The 16,631-nt window shown below is 67.6% G+C and carries 18 protein-coding genes; 7 read left to right on the top strand and 11 right to left on the bottom strand.

Features of this window, described 5'->3' with window-relative positions:
* Window positions 1-25 precede the first annotated feature (25 nt).
* From phaC to Hhyl2_RS12500, 4 genes are read right to left on the bottom strand one after another with little or no spacing between them, the layout of a single operon-like run.
* On the bottom strand, window positions 26-1,366 hold the full coding sequence (gene phaC / locus Hhyl2_RS12515) for a poly(3-hydroxyalkanoate) polymerase subunit PhaC (protein ID WP_483551104.1): 1,341 nt from the start codon (window positions 1,364-1,366) through the stop codon (window positions 26-28).
* A 3-nt stretch (window positions 1,367-1,369) separates the two neighbouring features.
* Window positions 1,370-1,912: a poly(R)-hydroxyalkanoic acid synthase subunit PhaE gene (locus Hhyl2_RS12510; RefSeq protein ID WP_483551102.1), complete on the bottom strand. Its 543-nt coding sequence runs from the start codon at window positions 1,910-1,912 to the stop codon at window positions 1,370-1,372.
* 42 nt (window positions 1,913-1,954) lie between these two features.
* Window positions 1,955-2,506, bottom strand: a complete 552-nt coding sequence (locus tag Hhyl2_RS12505) for a hypothetical protein (RefSeq protein ID WP_483551101.1) — start codon at window positions 2,504-2,506, stop codon at window positions 1,955-1,957.
* A 5-nt stretch (window positions 2,507-2,511) separates the two neighbouring features.
* On the bottom strand, window positions 2,512-2,808 hold the full coding sequence (locus Hhyl2_RS12500) for an AbrB/MazE/SpoVT family DNA-binding domain-containing protein (protein WP_483551100.1): 297 nt from the start codon (window positions 2,806-2,808) through the stop codon (window positions 2,512-2,514).
* Between the two features lie 298 nt (window positions 2,809-3,106).
* Here Hhyl2_RS12500 and Hhyl2_RS12495 point away from each other — a divergent pair, with 298 nt between their 5' ends.
* On the top strand, window positions 3,107-3,652 hold the full coding sequence (locus tag Hhyl2_RS12495) for a MaoC family dehydratase (protein WP_483552028.1): 546 nt from the start codon (window positions 3,107-3,109) through the stop codon (window positions 3,650-3,652).
* Here the strand turns inward: Hhyl2_RS12495 and Hhyl2_RS12490 are convergent.
* The 4 genes from Hhyl2_RS12490 to Hhyl2_RS12475 form a co-directional block, all read right to left on the bottom strand.
* Window positions 3,649-4,491: an alpha/beta fold hydrolase gene (locus tag Hhyl2_RS12490; RefSeq protein WP_483551099.1), complete on the bottom strand. Its 843-nt coding sequence runs from the start codon at window positions 4,489-4,491 to the stop codon at window positions 3,649-3,651. The genes Hhyl2_RS12495 and Hhyl2_RS12490 overlap by 4 nt on opposite strands.
* Window positions 4,492-4,592: 101 nt before the next feature.
* Entirely contained in the window at window positions 4,593-5,906 is a 1,314-nt protein-coding gene (locus Hhyl2_RS12485; protein ID WP_483551098.1) for an oxidoreductase, read from the bottom strand.
* Window positions 5,907-5,987: 81 nt separating this feature from the next.
* On the bottom strand, window positions 5,988-6,476 hold the full coding sequence (cgi121, locus tag Hhyl2_RS12480) for a KEOPS complex subunit Cgi121 (RefSeq protein WP_483551097.1): 489 nt from the start codon (window positions 6,474-6,476) through the stop codon (window positions 5,988-5,990).
* Window positions 6,476-8,884: an ATP-dependent DNA helicase gene (locus tag Hhyl2_RS12475; RefSeq protein ID WP_483551096.1), complete on the bottom strand. Its 2,409-nt coding sequence runs from the start codon at window positions 8,882-8,884 to the stop codon at window positions 6,476-6,478. The genes cgi121 and Hhyl2_RS12475 overlap by 1 nt, the downstream gene beginning before the upstream one ends.
* An 89-nt stretch (window positions 8,885-8,973) precedes the next feature.
* Here Hhyl2_RS12475 and Hhyl2_RS12470 point away from each other — a divergent pair, with 89 nt between their 5' ends.
* The 3 genes from Hhyl2_RS12470 (at window position 8,974) to Hhyl2_RS12460 (ending at window position 12,068) form a co-directional block, all read left to right on the top strand.
* Window positions 8,974-10,248 (top strand): response regulator, encoded by a 1,275-nt coding sequence (locus Hhyl2_RS12470; RefSeq protein WP_483551095.1) that lies wholly within the window; start codon window positions 8,974-8,976, stop codon window positions 10,246-10,248.
* Window positions 10,249-10,285: 37 nt separating this feature from the next.
* Window positions 10,286-10,528, top strand: coding sequence for a ferredoxin (locus Hhyl2_RS12465; RefSeq protein WP_483551094.1), 243 nt, complete (start codon window positions 10,286-10,288; stop codon window positions 10,526-10,528).
* Between the two features lie 61 nt (window positions 10,529-10,589).
* Window positions 10,590-12,068, top strand: a complete 1,479-nt coding sequence (locus Hhyl2_RS12460; protein ID WP_483551093.1) for an MATE family efflux transporter — start codon at window positions 10,590-10,592, stop codon at window positions 12,066-12,068.
* 3 nt (window positions 12,069-12,071) lie between these two features.
* On the opposite strand, the gene Hhyl2_RS12455 is transcribed toward Hhyl2_RS12460, so the two are convergent.
* Together Hhyl2_RS12455 and Hhyl2_RS12450 are read right to left on the bottom strand one after the other, a co-directional pair.
* Window positions 12,072-13,379, bottom strand: a complete 1,308-nt coding sequence (locus tag Hhyl2_RS12455; protein WP_483551092.1) for a hypothetical protein — start codon at window positions 13,377-13,379, stop codon at window positions 12,072-12,074.
* Between the two features lie 63 nt (window positions 13,380-13,442).
* Window positions 13,443-13,829, bottom strand: coding sequence for a RidA family protein (locus tag Hhyl2_RS12450; protein WP_483551091.1), 387 nt, complete (start codon window positions 13,827-13,829; stop codon window positions 13,443-13,445).
* A 71-nt stretch (window positions 13,830-13,900) separates the two neighbouring features.
* Between Hhyl2_RS12450 and Hhyl2_RS12445 the strand changes: the two genes are divergently transcribed.
* The 3 genes from Hhyl2_RS12445 (at window position 13,901) to Hhyl2_RS12435 (ending at window position 15,418) form a co-directional block, all read left to right on the top strand.
* Window positions 13,901-13,996 (top strand): hypothetical protein, encoded by a 96-nt coding sequence (locus tag Hhyl2_RS12445; RefSeq protein ID WP_419181153.1) that lies wholly within the window; start codon window positions 13,901-13,903, stop codon window positions 13,994-13,996.
* Complete coding sequence (locus Hhyl2_RS12440) at window positions 13,997-14,779, top strand: DUF7089 family protein (protein WP_483551090.1); 783 nt, start codon at window positions 13,997-13,999, stop codon at window positions 14,777-14,779. It abuts the gene before it with no gap.
* 129 nt (window positions 14,780-14,908) lie between these two features.
* Entirely contained in the window at window positions 14,909-15,418 is a 510-nt protein-coding gene (locus tag Hhyl2_RS12435) for a hypothetical protein (protein WP_483551089.1), read from the top strand.
* Window positions 15,419-15,461: 43 nt separating this feature from the next.
* Here the strand turns inward: Hhyl2_RS12435 and Hhyl2_RS12430 are convergent, their stop codons facing one another.
* Window positions 15,462-16,589 (bottom strand): ORC1-type DNA replication protein, encoded by a 1,128-nt coding sequence (locus Hhyl2_RS12430; protein WP_483551088.1) that lies wholly within the window; start codon window positions 16,587-16,589, stop codon window positions 15,462-15,464.
* Window positions 16,590-16,631 lie beyond the last annotated feature (42 nt).

Raw genomic sequence — 16,631 nt, 5'->3', positions numbered from 1 at the left:
GCAGAGACAAAAAGGGCGCAGTCGGTTATAGCTGGTCGAGCCAGTCCTGGGCGCGGGACTCGGTGGTCTCGGCGAGCTCGGCCAACTCGGCGGCGTCGTAGTCGCCGAGGTCAGCGACAGTCTCGACGCCGGCGGCGCGGAGGCGGTCGGCGTAGGTCGGCCCGATGCCGGAGACGGTCTCGACGTCCTCGTCGCCGGCGTCTTCGTCGCTCTCGCTCGGCGACTCGACCTCGATGTCGACCTCGTCGCCGCGGTTGCGCTCGCTGTACCACTCGGCGACCTCGGGCCAGAGGTCCGCGTGGGTCGAGGACGAGACCGACAGGCCGATGTGGCCGGTCGAGAACTCGATGGTCCGCGTGTCCTCGCTCGCGATGACGTCGTTGAACGGCTTGGAGGCCTCCGGCGGGATGAGGTGGTCGTACTCGCCCATCAGCTGGAGGACCGGCATGTCGATGTTGTCCAGGTCGACGTGCTTGCCGTTCAGCTCCAGTTCGTTCCTGTAGAGCTTGTTGTCCTGGTAGACGTCTTCGAGGAACTGGACGTACGCCTCGCCGGCGACGTCGATGCCGTCGCCGAGCCACTTCTCCATCCGGCCGAAGTTCTCGACGAAGCCCTCGCTCTCCAGGTTCTCGGCCAGGCGGATGTACTTCGAGACGTAGTTCTCGACGGGGTCCATCAGCGCGAAGCCGACGTCGAGCATGTCCGCCGGGACGTTGCCGAAGGTCTCGGTGACGTCCTCGGGGGAGTAGTACTCCTCCGAGCCCCACTCTTCGAGGACGCCGCCGGTGTGGTCGAAACACAGGCCCGCGGCCATCAGGCCGAGCGCGTTGACCTTCTCGGGGTGTAGCGCGGCGTACATCACCGACATGGTGCCGCCCATGCAGTAGCCGAGGATGTTGATGGCGTCCTGGCCCGAGCGCTCGCGGACGACGTCGACGCAGTTGTCCATGTAGCGGTTGACGTAATCGTCCAGCGTCAGGTGCTGGTCGAGCCGCGAGGGCTCGTTCCAGTCGATGAGGTAGACGTCGTGGCCCGCTTCGAGTAGGCGTCGGACGACGGAGCGCTCCTCCTGGAGGTCCAGGATGTACGGCCGGTTGATCAGCGCGTACGTGATGAGGATCGGAACGGACTCTTTGTCCTCCTCGGCAACCTCGATGCCGGCCGCCTCGGCGTCGTAGTGGAGCAGTTCCAGCTTGTTCTCCTCGTAGACGACCTCCGAGGGCGTCTGGCCGACCTCGACCGACTCCATCAGCTCCAGTCGCTCGTCGGCGATCTGGCTCGTCTCGGCGGCCTCGCTCAGCGACTCCAGGGTCTCGGTCTGGAAGTTCAGCGCCGCCGCGAAGGGGTTGAAGGGGTTACTGGACATGGCTTACTCCTCGAGGTGTTCGAGGACCCGGTCGAGCTTCTGTTCGACGGCGTGCTGGCGCCGTTCGACTTCGAGCAGGCGCTCGCCGACCTCGTCCATGTCGTCACGCGTCGGGAAGCCCATCTGGGCGATGGCGTCCTGGCTCATCTCGTCGGCTTCCTGTTGCATCTCCATCATCGACTCGACGAGCTGTCCGTTCGCGGCGGCGAACGCGGACGTGCTCATCACGTGCTTGAATGCCTCGTTGGCCGACTGGAGCCAGATGTCGCGGAACTCCGCGGGATCGACGTCCTCGCCCTGGGCGGCGTCGGCCGACCGTTCCATCATCCGCTCTGCGGCGTCGATCCACTCCTCGTAGGCCTGGCTGTAGCCGTCCATTCCCTCGCTCATCTCGTCCTGGCTGGGGAACGAGTCCTCGACGGCGTCGGCCCACGATTCGACGAAGGCCGCCTGGGCCTTCATGTTCTGTTCCATGGAGTCAGCCATCGCTGTGTTCATCTCTTCGACCATCTCCGCCCATTCCTGTTGCATCTCGTTGTTGCTCATAGTAGTAGCTCGCGCGTTCGCGCACAAAAAACGGCTGGTTCGTTACGCCTCGACGGCGTCGGCGGCCTTCGCCTGGACTTCCTCGACCTGGGCCTGCATCTCCTCGACCTGCTCCTGGACCTCGTCGAGCTGGTCGCCGAACTGCTCGGCGGCCTCGACGGACTGGGATTCCAGTTCCTCGTGGGCCTCGACGAGCATCTCGACCTGCTCGGTGACGGCGTCCAGGTACTCCTGGGTCATCTCGTCGTAGGACTCGGCGCCTTCGACCATCTCGCTCTCGACGTTGTCGAAGAGCTCGGCGTGGTTCTCGAGCAGGAAGTCGTACTGATCGTCGACTGCCTGGCGGACCTCGTCGACGCTACCGGCGACGCCGGGGACGGTCGACTCGATCGCGTCGAGGTAGCTGTGGAAGGCGGTCTTCGAGAGCTCGACACCGCGGCGCTGGGCCGACTCCTGGGTGTCGAGGCTGTCGATGACGGCTTCGTTGACGTTCTTCTGGAACTCGAAGCTCTGTTCGAGGGCCTTCTGGCTCTGTTCGATCGACGCGCGCTGCATCTCGAAAGCGGTCGTGACGGGGGTTGTGTAGTCTACCATTGTGATCACTCTGAATTTTTACTGACCGGGAGGACGACTGCCTGGACGATGTCCCCTTCTTCGATGTCGAGCGCTTCGCGCTCGGCATCGGGGATGCTGATGCGACCCCCGCTTTGCACGCGGGTCTTGAACGTCGCCATCTGGCTCATCGCACCGAGCTGGTTCATATCCATGCTCGGCATGCCGCCAGCGGCGAACAGCTGTTTCATCATCTCCTGCTGTTGTTGCATCGCGTTCTCGCTCGCCTGTTGCATCCCTTTGAACATCGGGGGCCACAGCAGGCCATCGTCCTCGTCGGCCATCGGTACCTCCATCTACACCCTTCAATGACATAAAACTTCCGCTGAATACCATCTGATACCATTGAATGGTAGCGAGTGGTAGCGGGGCGTTCGGCCGACCACACCGCTCCTGTCTGGCGATTCATGTCGTTCAGGTGGACGGTGAAACGGCGTTGACGGGCAGTAGACGGTTTCTCGGGGCCGTAGAAGCCGAAACAACGCCAAGGTTTAATAGCCGGACGGCTAAATATCAGCATCGATGAGTTCTGAATCGCACCGGAACCCGCTGTTGGACACGTGGACCGAGACCTCTTCACACATGTTCAACAGCGTTGTCGCGGCCAACCGGGCAGCTTTCGCCGCCTTCGGCGTCCAGCAGGACGAGGAGGAGACAGCTGAACCCGTAGAACGTATCGAACCGAACGAGGACCTCCCGGAGTGGCACGTCTCTCTCTCCGAGGACCATCCCGACTATCTGGGTGTCGGCGACCGCGCGGAGTTCACGAAGACTATCTCCGACGACGACGTCCGACAGTTCGCCGCCGCGAGCGGCGACACGAACCCGCTCCACCTCGACGACGAGTTCGCGGAGAAGACACGCTTCCGCGGGCGCATCGCCCACGGGACACTGGTCGGCAGTCTCATCAGCGCCGCGCTGGCACGGCTGCCCGGGCTGACGATCTACCTCTCGCAGGACCTGGAGTTCCACAATCCCGTCCGGATCGGCGACCGACTCACCGCCGAATGCGAGATCGTCGAGGACCTGGGCGACGACCAGTTCCGGCTGACCACCCGTGTCATCGACGAGGGCGAGGTCGTCATCGACGGCGAGGCCGTCGTCCTGATCGACGACCTCCCGAACTAACAGAACGCCCGCACTGCCCGGTTGAACCGCTCTGGCCGTTCCCACGGCGGACAGTGGCCGCACTCCTGTAGTATCTCTAGTTCGCTGTCCACGAGCGACGCCGCCGCCCGTTCCGCCCACGATTTCGGCAGGAGTGGGTCCGCAGCGCCGTGGACCAGTAGCGTCGGCACGTCCAGTTCCGAGAGTCGCCCGGAGTAGTCGGTCTTGAAGCCGCAGGCTCTGAACTCGCTGCGTTGCCAGCGCCGCATCGCCCGGACGGTCCGGTGATCGACGACGTCGGCCACCTGCTCGACCAGTTCCTGTGGCGGTTCGGTCGCGCCCACACTCCGCAGGCCGGCCCTGATCGCCGGTTTGGAGGTGCTGACGCCCTGCCAGAGCATGTTCCCGACGACTGGCGTCTGCAGGACGCTGCTGGCCGCGACCCGCCAGTACGCGTCCGCCCCCAGCCCGTAGCTGTCGACGAGGACGAGCCGCTCGACGTTGCCCCCGTCGAGTGCGTGGCCCAGCGCCAGCGCCCCACCCATCGAGAGGCCGGCGACGGCCGGTTCGTCGACGTCGACGGCGTCGAGGAACGCCGCGACGGTCGCCAGATAGTACTCCGTCGTGTACGCGCGGTCGGGTTTGTCGCTTCGTCCGTGCCCCGGCAGGTCCGGGGCGTAGACGGTCCGTTTGTCGGCCAGTTCCGGCAGGGCGTGCCGCCAGGAGACCGTGGCGGCGTCGAGTCCGATCCCGTGGAGAAAGAGCATCGGCGGGCCGCTGCCACCGGTCCGGTAGTGTACGTCGACGTCGTCCCCGTCGACCGATAGCTCGACGGATTCCGACGTGATCTCGGGGGTCATCGGCGGTCATCAGTGTTGGAAGTGCATGAGGCTTTCTCTCAGCGCCCGTCACGACAAAATATAAGTGTAAGATAGGCTACGTTTATGACGGTGCCTGCCGATCACTCGCGGCGGCTATTTCGCTCGTAGGCACCCTCTTTCGCCAGCCGACCCTGTTCGCGGACCACCGACGGCGTTCGACAGCGGCCGGGCTCGCCGGTCACCTGCGGGATCGTACAGTTGTTGCAACTGGCACACAGCGCGTCCTCGCCGGCCAGCAGGCGGGCGCCCAGACGCGGTTCCGCGTAGAAGGGGCGGGCCATCCCGACCATGTCGGCGGCGGGCGACGAACCGTCGACGCCCAGATACCGATCGCAGTCCCTCCGCGTCCGCAGTCCTCCCTCCAGCAGTACCGGAACGTCGACGCGTTCGCGGACGGCACGACAGAAGTCGGCGTTCCAGCCCGGTTCGTGATCGAACCGCCGCGCCTGGAGTCGGTTGAGCAGTTCGACACCCCGTGCGCGCCAGCGGCTCCCGAACACGGATGCGTAGTCGTCCTGCAGGTCGCTGGCCGCCCACGCCCGGTCCGGGAACGCGCCGCGGACGATACTCATGTCCCAGAAGGTCGAGACCTCGACCGGAACGAGGCCGTCGTAGCCGTACTCGGCGAGCCGTTCGGCGAGGGCCACGCCGTCGGCTCTCGAAAGATACCTTCGAACGAATTTTGGCGCGACAGTCTCCGCCGGTACCTTCGTCACCAGCGGGATGTCGCCCGCGTGCTCGCGGACGGCGTCGTGGATGGCTTCCAGGAAGCGGGCACCGTCGGCGAACGCGTCGTCCCGGCGGTTGTAGAACGGTGAGAGGAACTGCTGGACGAGGCTCATGTTCGCTGCCGAGAGGTGGATACCGTCGTAGCCGGCGTCGGCGGCGTAGCCGGCACAGCGGCCGAACTGTTCGGCCAGCTCCCACACATCGTCGGTCGTGAGGACGTCCGGTTCGAGCGAGACCAGTCCGGCGCGGTCCAGCACCCGTAGCTGCCAGGGTGGGTCGGAGACGGCGAGCTGTCGCTGGTCGGGGTGGCGCTCCCGGTAGCCGGCGTGCCAGGTCGACATACTCCGGAGACCGCCGTGGGCCAGTTGGAGGAAGATCCGGCCACCGTGCGCGTGGACGGCGTCGGTCAAGCGTTCCAGCCCCGCGACGAACGACGGGTCGTGGACGCGGGTCATGTTCGGGGCGGCACACCCACCCCTGTCGGTGACGATACTCGCACCCTGGAACAGCAGCCCCACGCCGGACTGTGCCGTCGGTTCGAGTTCGCCGATCAGCGTCTCGACCGCGTCCGGACCGTTGCCGGCACACTCCAGGACTGGCGCCCGGTAGAGCCGGTTCGGAACTGTGATCCCACCGATGTCGATGGGCTCGGTCAGCGCGCTCACGGCCGTCCGTCAGGTCGCTGCCGCGCGGTTCGCTGTACGTCCATGTCCTGAGCTAACACACACCGCCGAAAAACCCTGTCGCTACTTCTCGACCGGCAGGAGTGCGACCCGCTCGCGGACAGCGTCGGCGAGCGTCCCTTCGGTCGCAGCCAGTTCCGCCTCGGTCACGTCGAAGAACGAGCGGACGCGGTCGGGGTCGTACTCGCCGAGTGTCTCGGCAGGGTCGAGCAGGTCGGTCAGATCGGTCGCGGCTGCGGTTTCGTCGCCGCCGACCACGACCACGACCACGGGACAGTCGCCCTCGCTGACGCCCATCGTCAGCGCCTGATTGATCTGGCGCCGGCCCGCCGCGTACAGCAGTATCTCGACGCCGAAATCCTCCGCGATACCCTCCCCGCGTTCGTGTGCGCGCGTGGCCAGGTCGACGGCCCGCTGCAGGTGCGCGCGGTCGACCACGTAGCGGGCGTCGAACGCCTGGATCGTCGCGTCGTGTCGATCCCCGATGTCGTCCAATCGGGCGACGAACGCCCCGACGTCGTCGACTGTCGTGGTGCCTTCGATCACCTCCATCAGAAATCACCCAGGCTGGACTGGTCTTCGGCGGTCTCGTCGGCCGTCGCGTCCTCGTCGTCGGCCGCGACCTCCACGTCCGGGTCGGGGTCGATGCCCTCCATCGACGGATCGCGGTGCCCGGCGTTCGCCAGGACGTTCTCGGCGGTCTTGCGACGGCCCTTGAGCGCCGCCAGGACGACCGGTTTGGCCGCGTCCCGCAACTCGGCCCGGTCGGTGATGCCGGCGTCGTAGAGCCGTCGGGCGCGCTTGCGGCCGACGCCACGGACGCCCGCGAGGTCGATGAGTTCCTCGCCGACGCCGTGTTCGACCCGGCGGCGGGCCTCGCTGATAGCCGGCGCGGCGTCGAGGCCGACCTCGCTGGCCAGGGACTCGGCGGCCCCCAGCAGCCACTGGGCGGTCTCGACCTTCCCGCGGATGTCGCCGGGGCCGACGCCGTAGCGTTCGGTGATCGTCTCCTCGTCGATCTCGGAGGCCCAGTCTTCGAGCAGTCGGCCGGTCTTGAGCGCGGCCAGCCAGTCCTCGAAGCGCTCGTCCTCGAACTCCGAGGGGGTGGGGCCCAGCAGTTCCCCCTCCCGCTCGTACAGTTCCATCTCGTACTCCTCGCGGTCGCCCGACCGGAGGTACAGTTCGTACATGTCCGGTGTGCGCGAGACGAGGTGGAAGAGGCCCAGCGCCGAGATGTCGCCGGGGTCGGCGTCGCCGCCGGCCGACTGCTCGCGCTCGGCGAGTTCGCCCGCCGTCGTGAAGCCGTCCTCGGCCGACGGCCCGGCACCGTCGGGTTCGGCGGTCGTCGCGTCGGCCGCGTGGCGTTCCCAGTGTTCCAGCCCGTCGACGATCTCGGCGGCGCTCATCGGGTCCAGATAGAGCCGCGAGACCGTGTGGCCGAGCGAGGTCGCGTCGAGTTCGTCCCCGTCCCGTTCGACGAAGCCGTTCCGTTCCAGGTAGGTGAGCACGTCGTCGACGACCCGTTCGAGGCGCCCGCCCTCGTCGGTCTGGCTGGCGTACAGCGTCTGTTCGAGGAACTCCAGCAGACCGCCACGCGAGCGGGCGAACCCGGAGGCGACCGTCGCGAGGATGTGGGTCCGCAGTGCCGGCTCCGCGGCGAGTTTCGACCGGACCGGCTCGGGGTCCGCCCAGACGTACCGCTCGAACAGTTCGTCGAGTTCGTCGTGGCTGTTGGCGATCAACGCCGCCTCGCCGTAGGGGTCCAGGCCGGGACGGCCGGCACGGCCCATCATCTGGTGGACCTCCAGCACGGAGAGTGGTTGCATCCCGCCGGCCTCGCCGTCGTAGCGGCGCCAGTCCCGGACGACGACGCGCCGGGAGGGCGTGTTCACGCCGGCCGCCAGCGTCGGCGTCGCACAGACGACTTTCACGAGCCGGTCCCGGAACGCCTCTTCGACGAGTTCGCGGTGGCCCCGTGCCAGGCCAGCGTGGTGGAAGGCGGCCCCGTCGGCGACGGCGTCGGCCAGGTCGTCGCTGGTTTCGGTGTCGCTCACGTCCCGGATCTCGGCGGCCACGTCGGTCAACTGGTCGCGTTCGTCGTCCGTGAGGTGGGGCCGGACCGTACTCCCGAGCCGACCGGCCGCGGCCTCGGCGTTACGCCGGGAGTTGACGAACACGAGCGTCGACCCGCCCTCCTCGACCACCTCGCCGTCGTCGTCGGTATCGTCCGTCAGCGTATCTCTGACGATGGCCGCGGTCGGCTTCTCGTTGTTCCGGACCGCCAGGCGCTGCTGGCTCCCGTCCTCGAGGTGGAGCGCCTGCCCGTAGTGGACCCCCTTCTGGAGCTCGATCGGTCGCCAGTCAGAATCCACGAGTTCGGCGTCCAGCCAGCCGGCCAGTTCGTCGGCGTTCCCGATGGTCGCCGACAGCGCCACCGTCTGCAGGTCGGGATTCAGCCGGCGGAGCTTCGCCAGCGTCACCTCCAGGGTCGGCCCCCGATTCCCGTCGTCGACGAGGTGGACCTCGTCGCTGACGACACAGGTCAGGTCCGAGATCCAGGGCGCGTCGTTGCGCACGAGGGAATCGACCTTCTCGCTCGTCGCGACGACGATGTCCTTGTCGGCCAGCCAGCCGCCGTCGGACTCGTAGTTCCCGGTCGAAACGCCCACGTCGAGGCCGTACTGCTCGAACTGCTCGAACTCGGCGCGTTTCTCGCTGGCGAGCGCTCGTAGCGGGACGATGTAGAGTGCCGTCCCACCACGGGCGACCGACGACAGCATCGCCAGTTCCGCCACGAGGGTCTTCCCGCTCGCGGTCGGGATCGCGGCCACGAGGTTCCGGCCCCGCGTGACGCCGGCCTCGACGGCCTCGGCCTGGGGTGGATACAGCTCCTCGATACCGTCGGCACGCAGGTGGTCGGGCAGCCAGTCGGGCACGCCCGGCAGATCCGCGACGTCCATTACCCTCCGGTTCGGCCCTGCTCCGATTTAAAGTGTCGCACTGATACGGACCAAACCGCTATACTCCCGGCGGGTAAACGTGGCGCTACATGCGAGGCGCTGGCGAACCCGACGGGAACAGGGAGACTGTCGACGAGGTACACGTGTTGCTGGTCGACGACGAACCCGATCTCGCCGACGTCGTTTCGTTACATCTCGAACAGCGCCGGGCGTCGTTCACCGTGACCACGGAACTTGGCGGCAAGGCGGCCCTCTCGACGTTCGAGGAGGCCGCCATCGACTGTGTCGTCAGCGACTACGAGATGCCGGGGATGGACGGGCTGGACCTGTTGCGGGAGATCCAGCAGCGCGACGAGTCGGTCCCGTTCATCCTCTATACCGGTCGCGGGAGCGAGGAGATCGCCAGCGAGGCCATCTCGGCGGGCGTCACGGACTACCTCCAGAAGCGGGCGACCAGCGACCAGTACGACGTACTGGCCAACCGCATCGAGAACGCCGTCGCCCGCCACCGCTCGGAACGGGCCCGTCAGGAGACCGAACTCCGGTACCGGAACCTGGTCGAGGCCTCGCCACACGCCATCTTCGTCCACCGCGGGCCGAACATCCTCTACGCGAACGATAGCGTCGTCGACCTCCTCGACATCGAGGAGCGGACCGAGATATACGGGACCGACCCGCTCTCGTACGTCCACCCCGACGACCGCGACTTCATCCGGGAACGGATGCGGCGCACGTTCGAGGACGGCGAGAAGGCCGACTGGGCGTCCTGGACGGTCCTCCGTACGGACGGCGAGGTCAGGCACGTCGAGAGCCGCGGCGCGCCCGTCTCCTACGACGGCCAGCCGGCCGTCCAGGTCGTCATGCGGGATATGACCGACCGACGGGAGCGCGAACGCCGTCTGGAGGCACTCAACGACGCGACACGCGAACTGCTGACCGCCGACGACCACGAGTCGATCGCCCGGATCGCGCTCGGTGTCGTCGAAGAGGTGTTCGACGAACCCTTCGCCGCCATCTGGGCCTACCGGCCCGACACCGGAGAACTGGCGACACTGGCTGTGACCGAAGCCGCAGCCCAGCAGGCACGTGACGCAGCCGACGAGAGCGGCAGGGTCCGTCCCTCGGGGACCGATCTGGAGATGCAGGTGTTCGAGGCCGGCGAGCCACGCGTCGTCGAGGACTACGCCGACCACGAGGACGCGATGACCGGGACCTTCGAGACGGTGTTCATGGTGCCACTCGACAACCACGGCCTGCTGAGTATCGCCTCCGTCGAGCCACGCACCTTCGACGACGCCGAACGCGACCTGCTGGGGATCCTCGCTCGCTCGGTCGTGGTCGCGTTCGACCGCGTCGGGGCGTGAGGGGAACGCCTTTGCCCGTCACCGGCCAAGGCCGGGTATGCGCATCGAGTACGACCGGGACACCTGTATCGGGATGTTCCAGTGTGTCGCAGAGTGGGACGCCTTCGAGCGAGACGAGGACGCCGGGAAGGCCGTCCTGGCCGACAGCGAGGAGCGCGAGGACGACATCTTCGTCCGGGAGATACCCGAGGACGCCGAGTTCGACGCGAAGTTCGCCGCGCGGGCCTGTCCGGTCGACGCCATCGCGGTCTACGACGACGACGGCGAACAGCTCGTCTGAGCCGGACCGCGTTCCAGTCGGAGCGAAAACGACAGGGGTGTGCCGTCCCCAGTGCCAGTAGATGGTCCGTGACGTCCTCCGTCGCCTCGTCGAAGCCGTCCCCGCCCTCCTGGCACGTGCCGGCCTCGTCGACCGCGAGAAGGCCACCGAAGCGACCGATCTGGCCGCGCCGGTGATGGTCACCGGCGGCCTGCGGATCCTCCTTCGGCTGGCGGACTTCCTGATGGTCGGCATCGCGCTGGGTGACGCCGCCATCGCGGGCCTGGAACTGGGCTTCCAGTACTACTTCGTCGGTTTCGGGCTCTCGCTTGCGGTCTCCTCCGGGACGATCAGTGTCGTCTCCCGGCTCCAGGGTAGCGACCAGCCAGACCGCGCGAATCTGGCGGTCAAACAGTCGTTGTGGCTGGCGCTGCTCCTGTCGGCGCCGTTGACGGTCGTCTCCTGGCGCTATCCGGACGTGCTGGTCGGCGTGCTCATCGACGACCCGCTCACCGTCCAGTACGGTGCGACGTACCTCTCGATCGTGATGCTCTCGATGGCGCCGCGGTTCTGGAGCATGGTCGCCTCCCGGTCGCTCGCTGGCAGTGCCGACACGAAGACGCCGATGTACGTCCGCCTGTTCTCCCTGCCGATCAACGTCGTGCTCAACGCCCTCCTCATCTTCGGGCTGGGGCCGTTCCCCGAACTCGGCATCGCCGGCGCCGCCTGGGGGACCGCCGCCGCCAACACGCTCGCCGCGACGATCTTCCTCGGCCTGTTGCTCTCGGGCCGGTACGCCGTCCGGCTCCCGGTACGTGGCCCGCAGTTCGACCTCGGCCTGCTGACCGAGATAATCCGGGTCGCGCTGCCCCTGACGGGGATGCGCCTGCTCCAGACGTTCGCGCGGTTCCCGTTCCTGTTCGTCCTGGGCGTGCTCTCGACGACGCTGGGGCTGCCGGTCGTCGCGGCCTACGCGATCGGTCGACGGGTCATGCTGCTGGCGCTGATGCCCGCCTGGGGGTACGCGACGGCCGCCTCGACGCTGGTCGGCCAGCACCTCGGGTCGGGCGACGAGGCCGCCGCCACCGCCTACGGCTGGCAGACGCTGCGGGTCGCGCTCGCGGTCCAGTTGGCCGTCGGCGCGGTGCTGGTCCTGTTCGCTCGTCCCATCGTCGGTCTGTTCGGTACCGCTCACCCCGAACTGGCCGCGCAGTTCGTCCGCGTGTTCGGCCTGCTCGTGGCCGGCTTCTCCGTCTCGCGGACGATGCGCGGGAGCCTGCGGGGCGCCGGCGACACGCGCTGGCCGCTCTACGGGACGATACTGGGGTCGTACGGCTTCCGGCTCCCGGTCGCGTTCCTGGCGCTCCCGACGACCTACGCGCTGACAGTGCCACTGGTCGGCCTCACCGTCTCGCCCGGCCTCGGGCTGGGGCTCCCGGCCATCTTCGTCGCGCTCGTCGGGGACTTCTACGTGAAAGCCGCCGTCAACACCGGCCGCTTCTGGACGGGCAAGTGGCGCGAGGTCGCTCGGAACGCGGGCGTGGGTGCGGCGGGGGACTGAAACCTACCCCGGCTGCCCGGGACTTCCACGGAGCTGGGCGTACGCTCGGAATCCGACTGCGGCAAGCGGCAGGGTACACAGCGTGACCCAGAGTACACCGAACACGACGAACCCCAGGAAGAACGTCGACGGGCGCGAACTCGGCGGGACCAGGACGCTGCCAGTCACACCTGCAGTGACCACCATCCCGGTGAACGGGATAGCGAGCCCACGATCTGTCGTCGACGCCCGTGCGACGGCGAGGCCGTACGCGGGACCGAGTGCGACGGGGAGCGTCGCCGCGACCGTGGCCCAGTGGGTCCCGATTCCGCTCGACAGGCCGGCAGCGGCCGCCACCAGCGTTGTGGCGACACCGAGCGCGACGGCTCGGCCCCGGGAACGGAACGCGGACGGACGGACCGCGGCCACCGACCCGACGATAGCGAAGACCACCGCGAAGCTCAGGTACCACTGTGGGCGAGGCGATAGCAGGCTGCTGGCCGTCCCGAGCCATCCGAGGAGCCCGACGCCGAGTGCGAGCCGATCAGGGGACCGAGCGGTCGTACCGAGAGTCTTCGTGAGCGCCGTGGCGAAGGCCAACAGCATCGCGTAGCCGACCAGCCCGGGGAGGACGTAGCTCGTCACGTTGTCGACCCAGATCGGTGCTGTCGCGAGCGCGACTGCCGCACCGACACGCCACTGTGCTGGGTCGTCGCCGAACACGACGTAGAAGTCTTCGGAGAACCAGCCCGGATGGGCGGCATCACCTTCGAGTGTGAGTGCCCGACCGGTTTCGAGGGTGACCCCGGTGCTGGACGGTGCGTCGGGGTCGTTCACCGCTGTCGTCCCTTCGGCACCGACCACCCGGATGGTGTCTGCGGTCATTCGCCATCCGCCCCGGTGGGCGGTCTGGAAGTAGTCGACGACGAGCAGGCCGGCCCGACGCTGGGCACCGTCGGTGTCACGAAATCGGAGGACGACCGTCCGGTTATCGACACGAACGTCGGTCACTGTGACGTCGCCACTGTTCGGGACGCCCCAGCCGTCGGTCACCGTCGCCCGGGCCGTCGCGGCCAGTTCGCTCTCTGTAGGCTGGGACCCGTTCGCGGCGAGCGTATTCGTCACCGTCCACGTCGCCGACTCGTTCTCGTGGACCCGGATCGTCGCTTCGCTCCGGGTCACGTTCACGTCCAGTCCCCGATTCTCGGCGACGCGTTCGAACACGATGCCACAGGAGCCACAGGTGGCATCCGGTTGCGGACTCGCCGTTCCGACCGCTGTCAGAGCCAGTACCGCGAGGACGAGGAGGGCGACAGGGCGAGCAGTCGACACGGCGAACGCCACACTGTCCCCCGACAAATGTCTTCTGGATGACCTGTGCGCCGTCGGTGGATTCTACCCGACGACGGCCTCGACCTCGATCTCGACGACCGCCCCCTCGGGGGCCAGCCCCGACACCTCGACCATCGTCGCCGCCGGCCGCACCTCGCCGAACACTTCGCCGTGAGCGCGGCCGACGGCGTCCATGTCGTCAATGTCGGTGACGTACATGCGGGTCCGGACGACGTCGTCGACGCCTGCACCCACCTCTGCGAGCGCGTCGGCGACGATCGAGAGTGCGTGGCGGGTCTGTTCCTCGGGGTCGCCCGGCGCGACCACCTCGCCATCGTCGTCGGTAGCGATGGTCCCCGAGACGTGGACGGTGTCGCCGGCGCGGATGGCCCGCGAGTAGCCCACGTCGGATTCCCAGTCGGTGCCCGTCGAGACGCGCTGTCGGTCCATACCGACCCGGGTGCCGGCGAAGGGATAGTCGTTTCTCAAGGTTTAATGCGGCCCCTGCGATACGGTGACGTATGAGCACGGAAACGAAGGTCGTCCTGGGGACTATCGGTGCATCGACACTGCTGTCGTTGCTCATCATCGCGAACCTCATCCTCTTCTCGGCGTAGATGTTCACCGAGCGCGAGCTAGCGGGCGAACTGGCGACGCTGCGGGACGACCTCGCACCGGGCACGCTCGTGCTGGACTGCGAGGAGGACTTCGAGCTGCTTGACCCGGCGGTCGCCGAGGAACTCCTGCTGGTGACCGACAGCGTCGACCCGCTCTCCTTTCCCGCGGCGTGGCTCCCACCGGACGCGCCCGAACTGCTGGCCCGGTTCGCCGGCGACGAACTGACCGTCGGGATGCCCGGCGACGGTGGGGTCGCCTGGACGCGCCAGACCGACCCGCCCTGCGTCTTCGTCAAGCCGCGTCTGGCTGGCTCGCCCGAGGCGTTCGTCGACTTCCTGATCGCCGAGGCGCTCGTCGAAGTGAGCTTGGACGAACCCGAGCAGTTCCTGGGCTTCTTCGGCGAGGAGTACCCCGCGTTCGCCGCGGCGGTCGACGACCTGGGCGGGGCCGACACCTACCAGCTGGCAGCGGCGCTGTACGACGCCTACCTGGGCCTGCAGACCGGCCCGGTGTTCGCCGACTGGGCAGACGATTACCCCGACCTCTACGCCGCCTGGGTCGACGCTGGCGAGCGGCTCGAACCCCGGCTGGCCGATCTGCCGGCCGAGGTCGCCCGTGGCCAGACGGCGTTCCCCGCGGCCGCGGAACTGGCCTGTAGCGCCGTCAAACACGATCTCGACCTCCCGGCGCCGTTCGACGCACTCGCCACCGACGCCTACCGCGACCACGGCGCCGCGTACGCAATCAAGTGGGCCCGCAAGGTCGTTGGCGAGGACGGCTGACCGCCGAAATTGGAACAGAATTGTTAGAGGTTTCACACGAAATCCGGTCGGACTCGACCCGGAGTTCGAAGAACGGCTTTCAATAGTCCGGTCGTCGCCGCGACTGGAGGCAACTGCCTCCGGATACCGATGGACGACCACACCACACCAACCAGACGAGACGTACTCCGGGCCGGCGCGGCGGTCGGCGCGACCGCTGCCGGCCTCGGGTTCGCCGGGACCGCCGCGGCCGGTGCCGGCAACGACAGGGGCAAGCAGTTCGGCCGTGTCTGGGCCAACGAGGTCCTCTACCGAACGAACGTCGTGAAAGTACTCGACGACGAGCCCAACCGCAGCGACGACATCTACTTCATCAACGACGGGACGACGGCCTCCCTCCCCGGAAACGGCGGCGTCAACGGCGGCGGCTCGCCGTTCGTCTCCGAGTCGGCACCGGGCGACCAGGACTGGAACGGCGGCAAGTGGGTTCACTACAGTGCCCGACTGGCCCCCGGCGTCACCCTGGACGACCCGCTGACCTCCGAAGCGCAGGTGCTAGCCGCCGAGGCGGCCGGCAAACTCACGATCACGAAGGGTCCGCCGGCCATCGCGGGCGCACCGCCGGCGTTCTTCATCTGCCCGCTGAACGGCCGAGCCTGACCCGCCAGTCACCCGGTCGGCGGCTGCCGGGCTCGCCCCCGGCTCACAGCCGCTCCAGCACGGCGTCGGCCTCGTAGTTCAGCGTCAGGTCCCGCGAGCGCCCGCGGCCGTCGACGTTCGTGTACTCGGCGTCGATGAGCCCCAGTTGGTCGAGTTTGTTGATGATCTCCGAGTAGCGCGTATAGCCCAGGTCGGTCTTCTCGTGGAACGCCTCGTAGACGTCGCCGGCGGTCCCGCTGGCCCCCTCGGCGATGACCTCCACGAGGGCGGCCTCCGAATCCGAGAGGCCCCGCAGTCGCCGCGAGAGGTGGACGTACTTCGATTTGTCGTAGGCCTCCTCGACGTCCTGGCGTTCGACGACGCGGGAGGCGCGCATCTCGGCGTTGAGGCCGGCCCGCCGCAGCAGGTCGATGCCGACCCGGAGGTCACCGCCCTGCTCCTCGGTGAGTTCGGCCACGCGGTCGAGTACGCCGGGGCCGACGGCGTCGTCGTGGAAGCCCCGTTCGACACGCTCGTCGAGGATATCGACGATCTCGCTTTGCCCGTACTTGTTGAAGTAGACCTCCTCGGGGCGGAACACCGACTGGACGCGGGTGTCCAGCGCCTCGATGACGTCCAGATCGAGGTCCGAGGAGATGCAGGTGACGCCGATCTTGGCGCCCGAGTGGGCCTCGTGGGCGCGCAACAGCGAGTACAGCGTGTCGCTGGCCTCGTTCTCGTAGAAGAGGTAGTTCACGTCGTCCAGTGCGACCACGAGCACCTGGTCGTTCTCGACGAGGCGGTCGGTGATCTGGGAGAACAACTTCTTGAACGAGATGCCCGAAGAGGGCGGTTCGTAGTCGAACGTCTCGGCGAACAGCCGGGAGAAGACCGCATAGCGCGTCGAGTCGACCTGGCAGTTGACCCGGACCGCCTGGACGTCCGTCTGGGCGGTGAGTTCGTCGAAGAGGATCTGGACTGCGGTGGTCTTCCCGGTCCCCGGCGGGCCACGAGCGATGACGTTCAGCGGCCGGGAGCCACGCACCGCGGGCCGCAGCGAGTACTTCAGACTCTCCATCTGGCTCTCGCGGTGTTTGAACGTCTCGGGGAGCCAGTCGATCTCGAAGACGTGCTCGTCGTGGAACACGGATTCGTCCCAGCCGAGCATCCCCTCGTCGGGGTCGTCGTCCATCACTTTCACCGAGCTTCCCGGACCACTTAACCATTTGCCACG

This window comes from Haloarcula sp. H-hyl2, from assembly GCF_056934385.1.
The sequence above is the reverse complement of the archived record's forward strand: the minus strand, read 5'-3'. Positions and strand labels throughout refer to the sequence as shown.

What these genes read in the sequence shown, in the direction of transcription:
- Hhyl2_RS12465 (WP_483551094.1), top strand. Translation starts at nt 10,286, where the DNA reads ATGCGCATCGAGTACGACCGGGACACCTGTATCGGGATGTTCCAGTGT.
- Hhyl2_RS12470 (WP_483551095.1), top strand. Translation starts at nt 8,974, where the DNA reads ATGCGAGGCGCTGGCGAACCCGACGGGAACAGGGAGACTGTCGACGAG.
- Hhyl2_RS12475 (WP_483551096.1), bottom strand. Translation starts at nt 8,884, where the DNA reads ATGGACGTCGCGGATCTGCCGGGCGTGCCCGACTGGCTGCCCGACCAC.
- Hhyl2_RS12495 (WP_483552028.1), top strand. Translation starts at nt 3,107, where the DNA reads ATGTTCAACAGCGTTGTCGCGGCCAACCGGGCAGCTTTCGCCGCCTTC.
- Hhyl2_RS12440 (WP_483551090.1), top strand. Translation starts at nt 13,997, where the DNA reads ATGTTCACCGAGCGCGAGCTAGCGGGCGAACTGGCGACGCTGCGGGAC.
- Hhyl2_RS12505 (WP_483551101.1), bottom strand. Translation starts at nt 2,506, where the DNA reads ATGGTAGACTACACAACCCCCGTCACGACCGCTTTCGAGATGCAGCGC.
- Hhyl2_RS12460 (WP_483551093.1), top strand. Translation starts at nt 10,590, where the DNA reads ATGGTCCGTGACGTCCTCCGTCGCCTCGTCGAAGCCGTCCCCGCCCTC.
- Hhyl2_RS12445 (WP_419181153.1), top strand. Translation starts at nt 13,901, where the DNA reads ATGAGCACGGAAACGAAGGTCGTCCTGGGGACTATCGGTGCATCGACA.
- Hhyl2_RS12430 (WP_483551088.1), bottom strand. Translation starts at nt 16,589, where the DNA reads ATGGACGACGACCCCGACGAGGGGATGCTCGGCTGGGACGAATCCGTG.
- cgi121 (WP_483551097.1), bottom strand. Translation starts at nt 6,476, where the DNA reads ATGGAGGTGATCGAAGGCACCACGACAGTCGACGACGTCGGGGCGTTC.
- Hhyl2_RS12490 (WP_483551099.1), bottom strand. Translation starts at nt 4,491, where the DNA reads ATGACCCCCGAGATCACGTCGGAATCCGTCGAGCTATCGGTCGACGGG.
- Hhyl2_RS12435 (WP_483551089.1), top strand. Translation starts at nt 14,909, where the DNA reads ATGGACGACCACACCACACCAACCAGACGAGACGTACTCCGGGCCGGC.
- Hhyl2_RS12500 (WP_483551100.1), bottom strand. Translation starts at nt 2,808, where the DNA reads ATGGCCGACGAGGACGATGGCCTGCTGTGGCCCCCGATGTTCAAAGGG.
- phaC (WP_483551104.1), bottom strand. Translation starts at nt 1,366, where the DNA reads ATGTCCAGTAACCCCTTCAACCCCTTCGCGGCGGCGCTGAACTTCCAG.
- Hhyl2_RS12450 (WP_483551091.1), bottom strand. Translation starts at nt 13,829, where the DNA reads ATGGACCGACAGCGCGTCTCGACGGGCACCGACTGGGAATCCGACGTG.
- Hhyl2_RS12510 (WP_483551102.1), bottom strand. Translation starts at nt 1,912, where the DNA reads ATGAGCAACAACGAGATGCAACAGGAATGGGCGGAGATGGTCGAAGAG.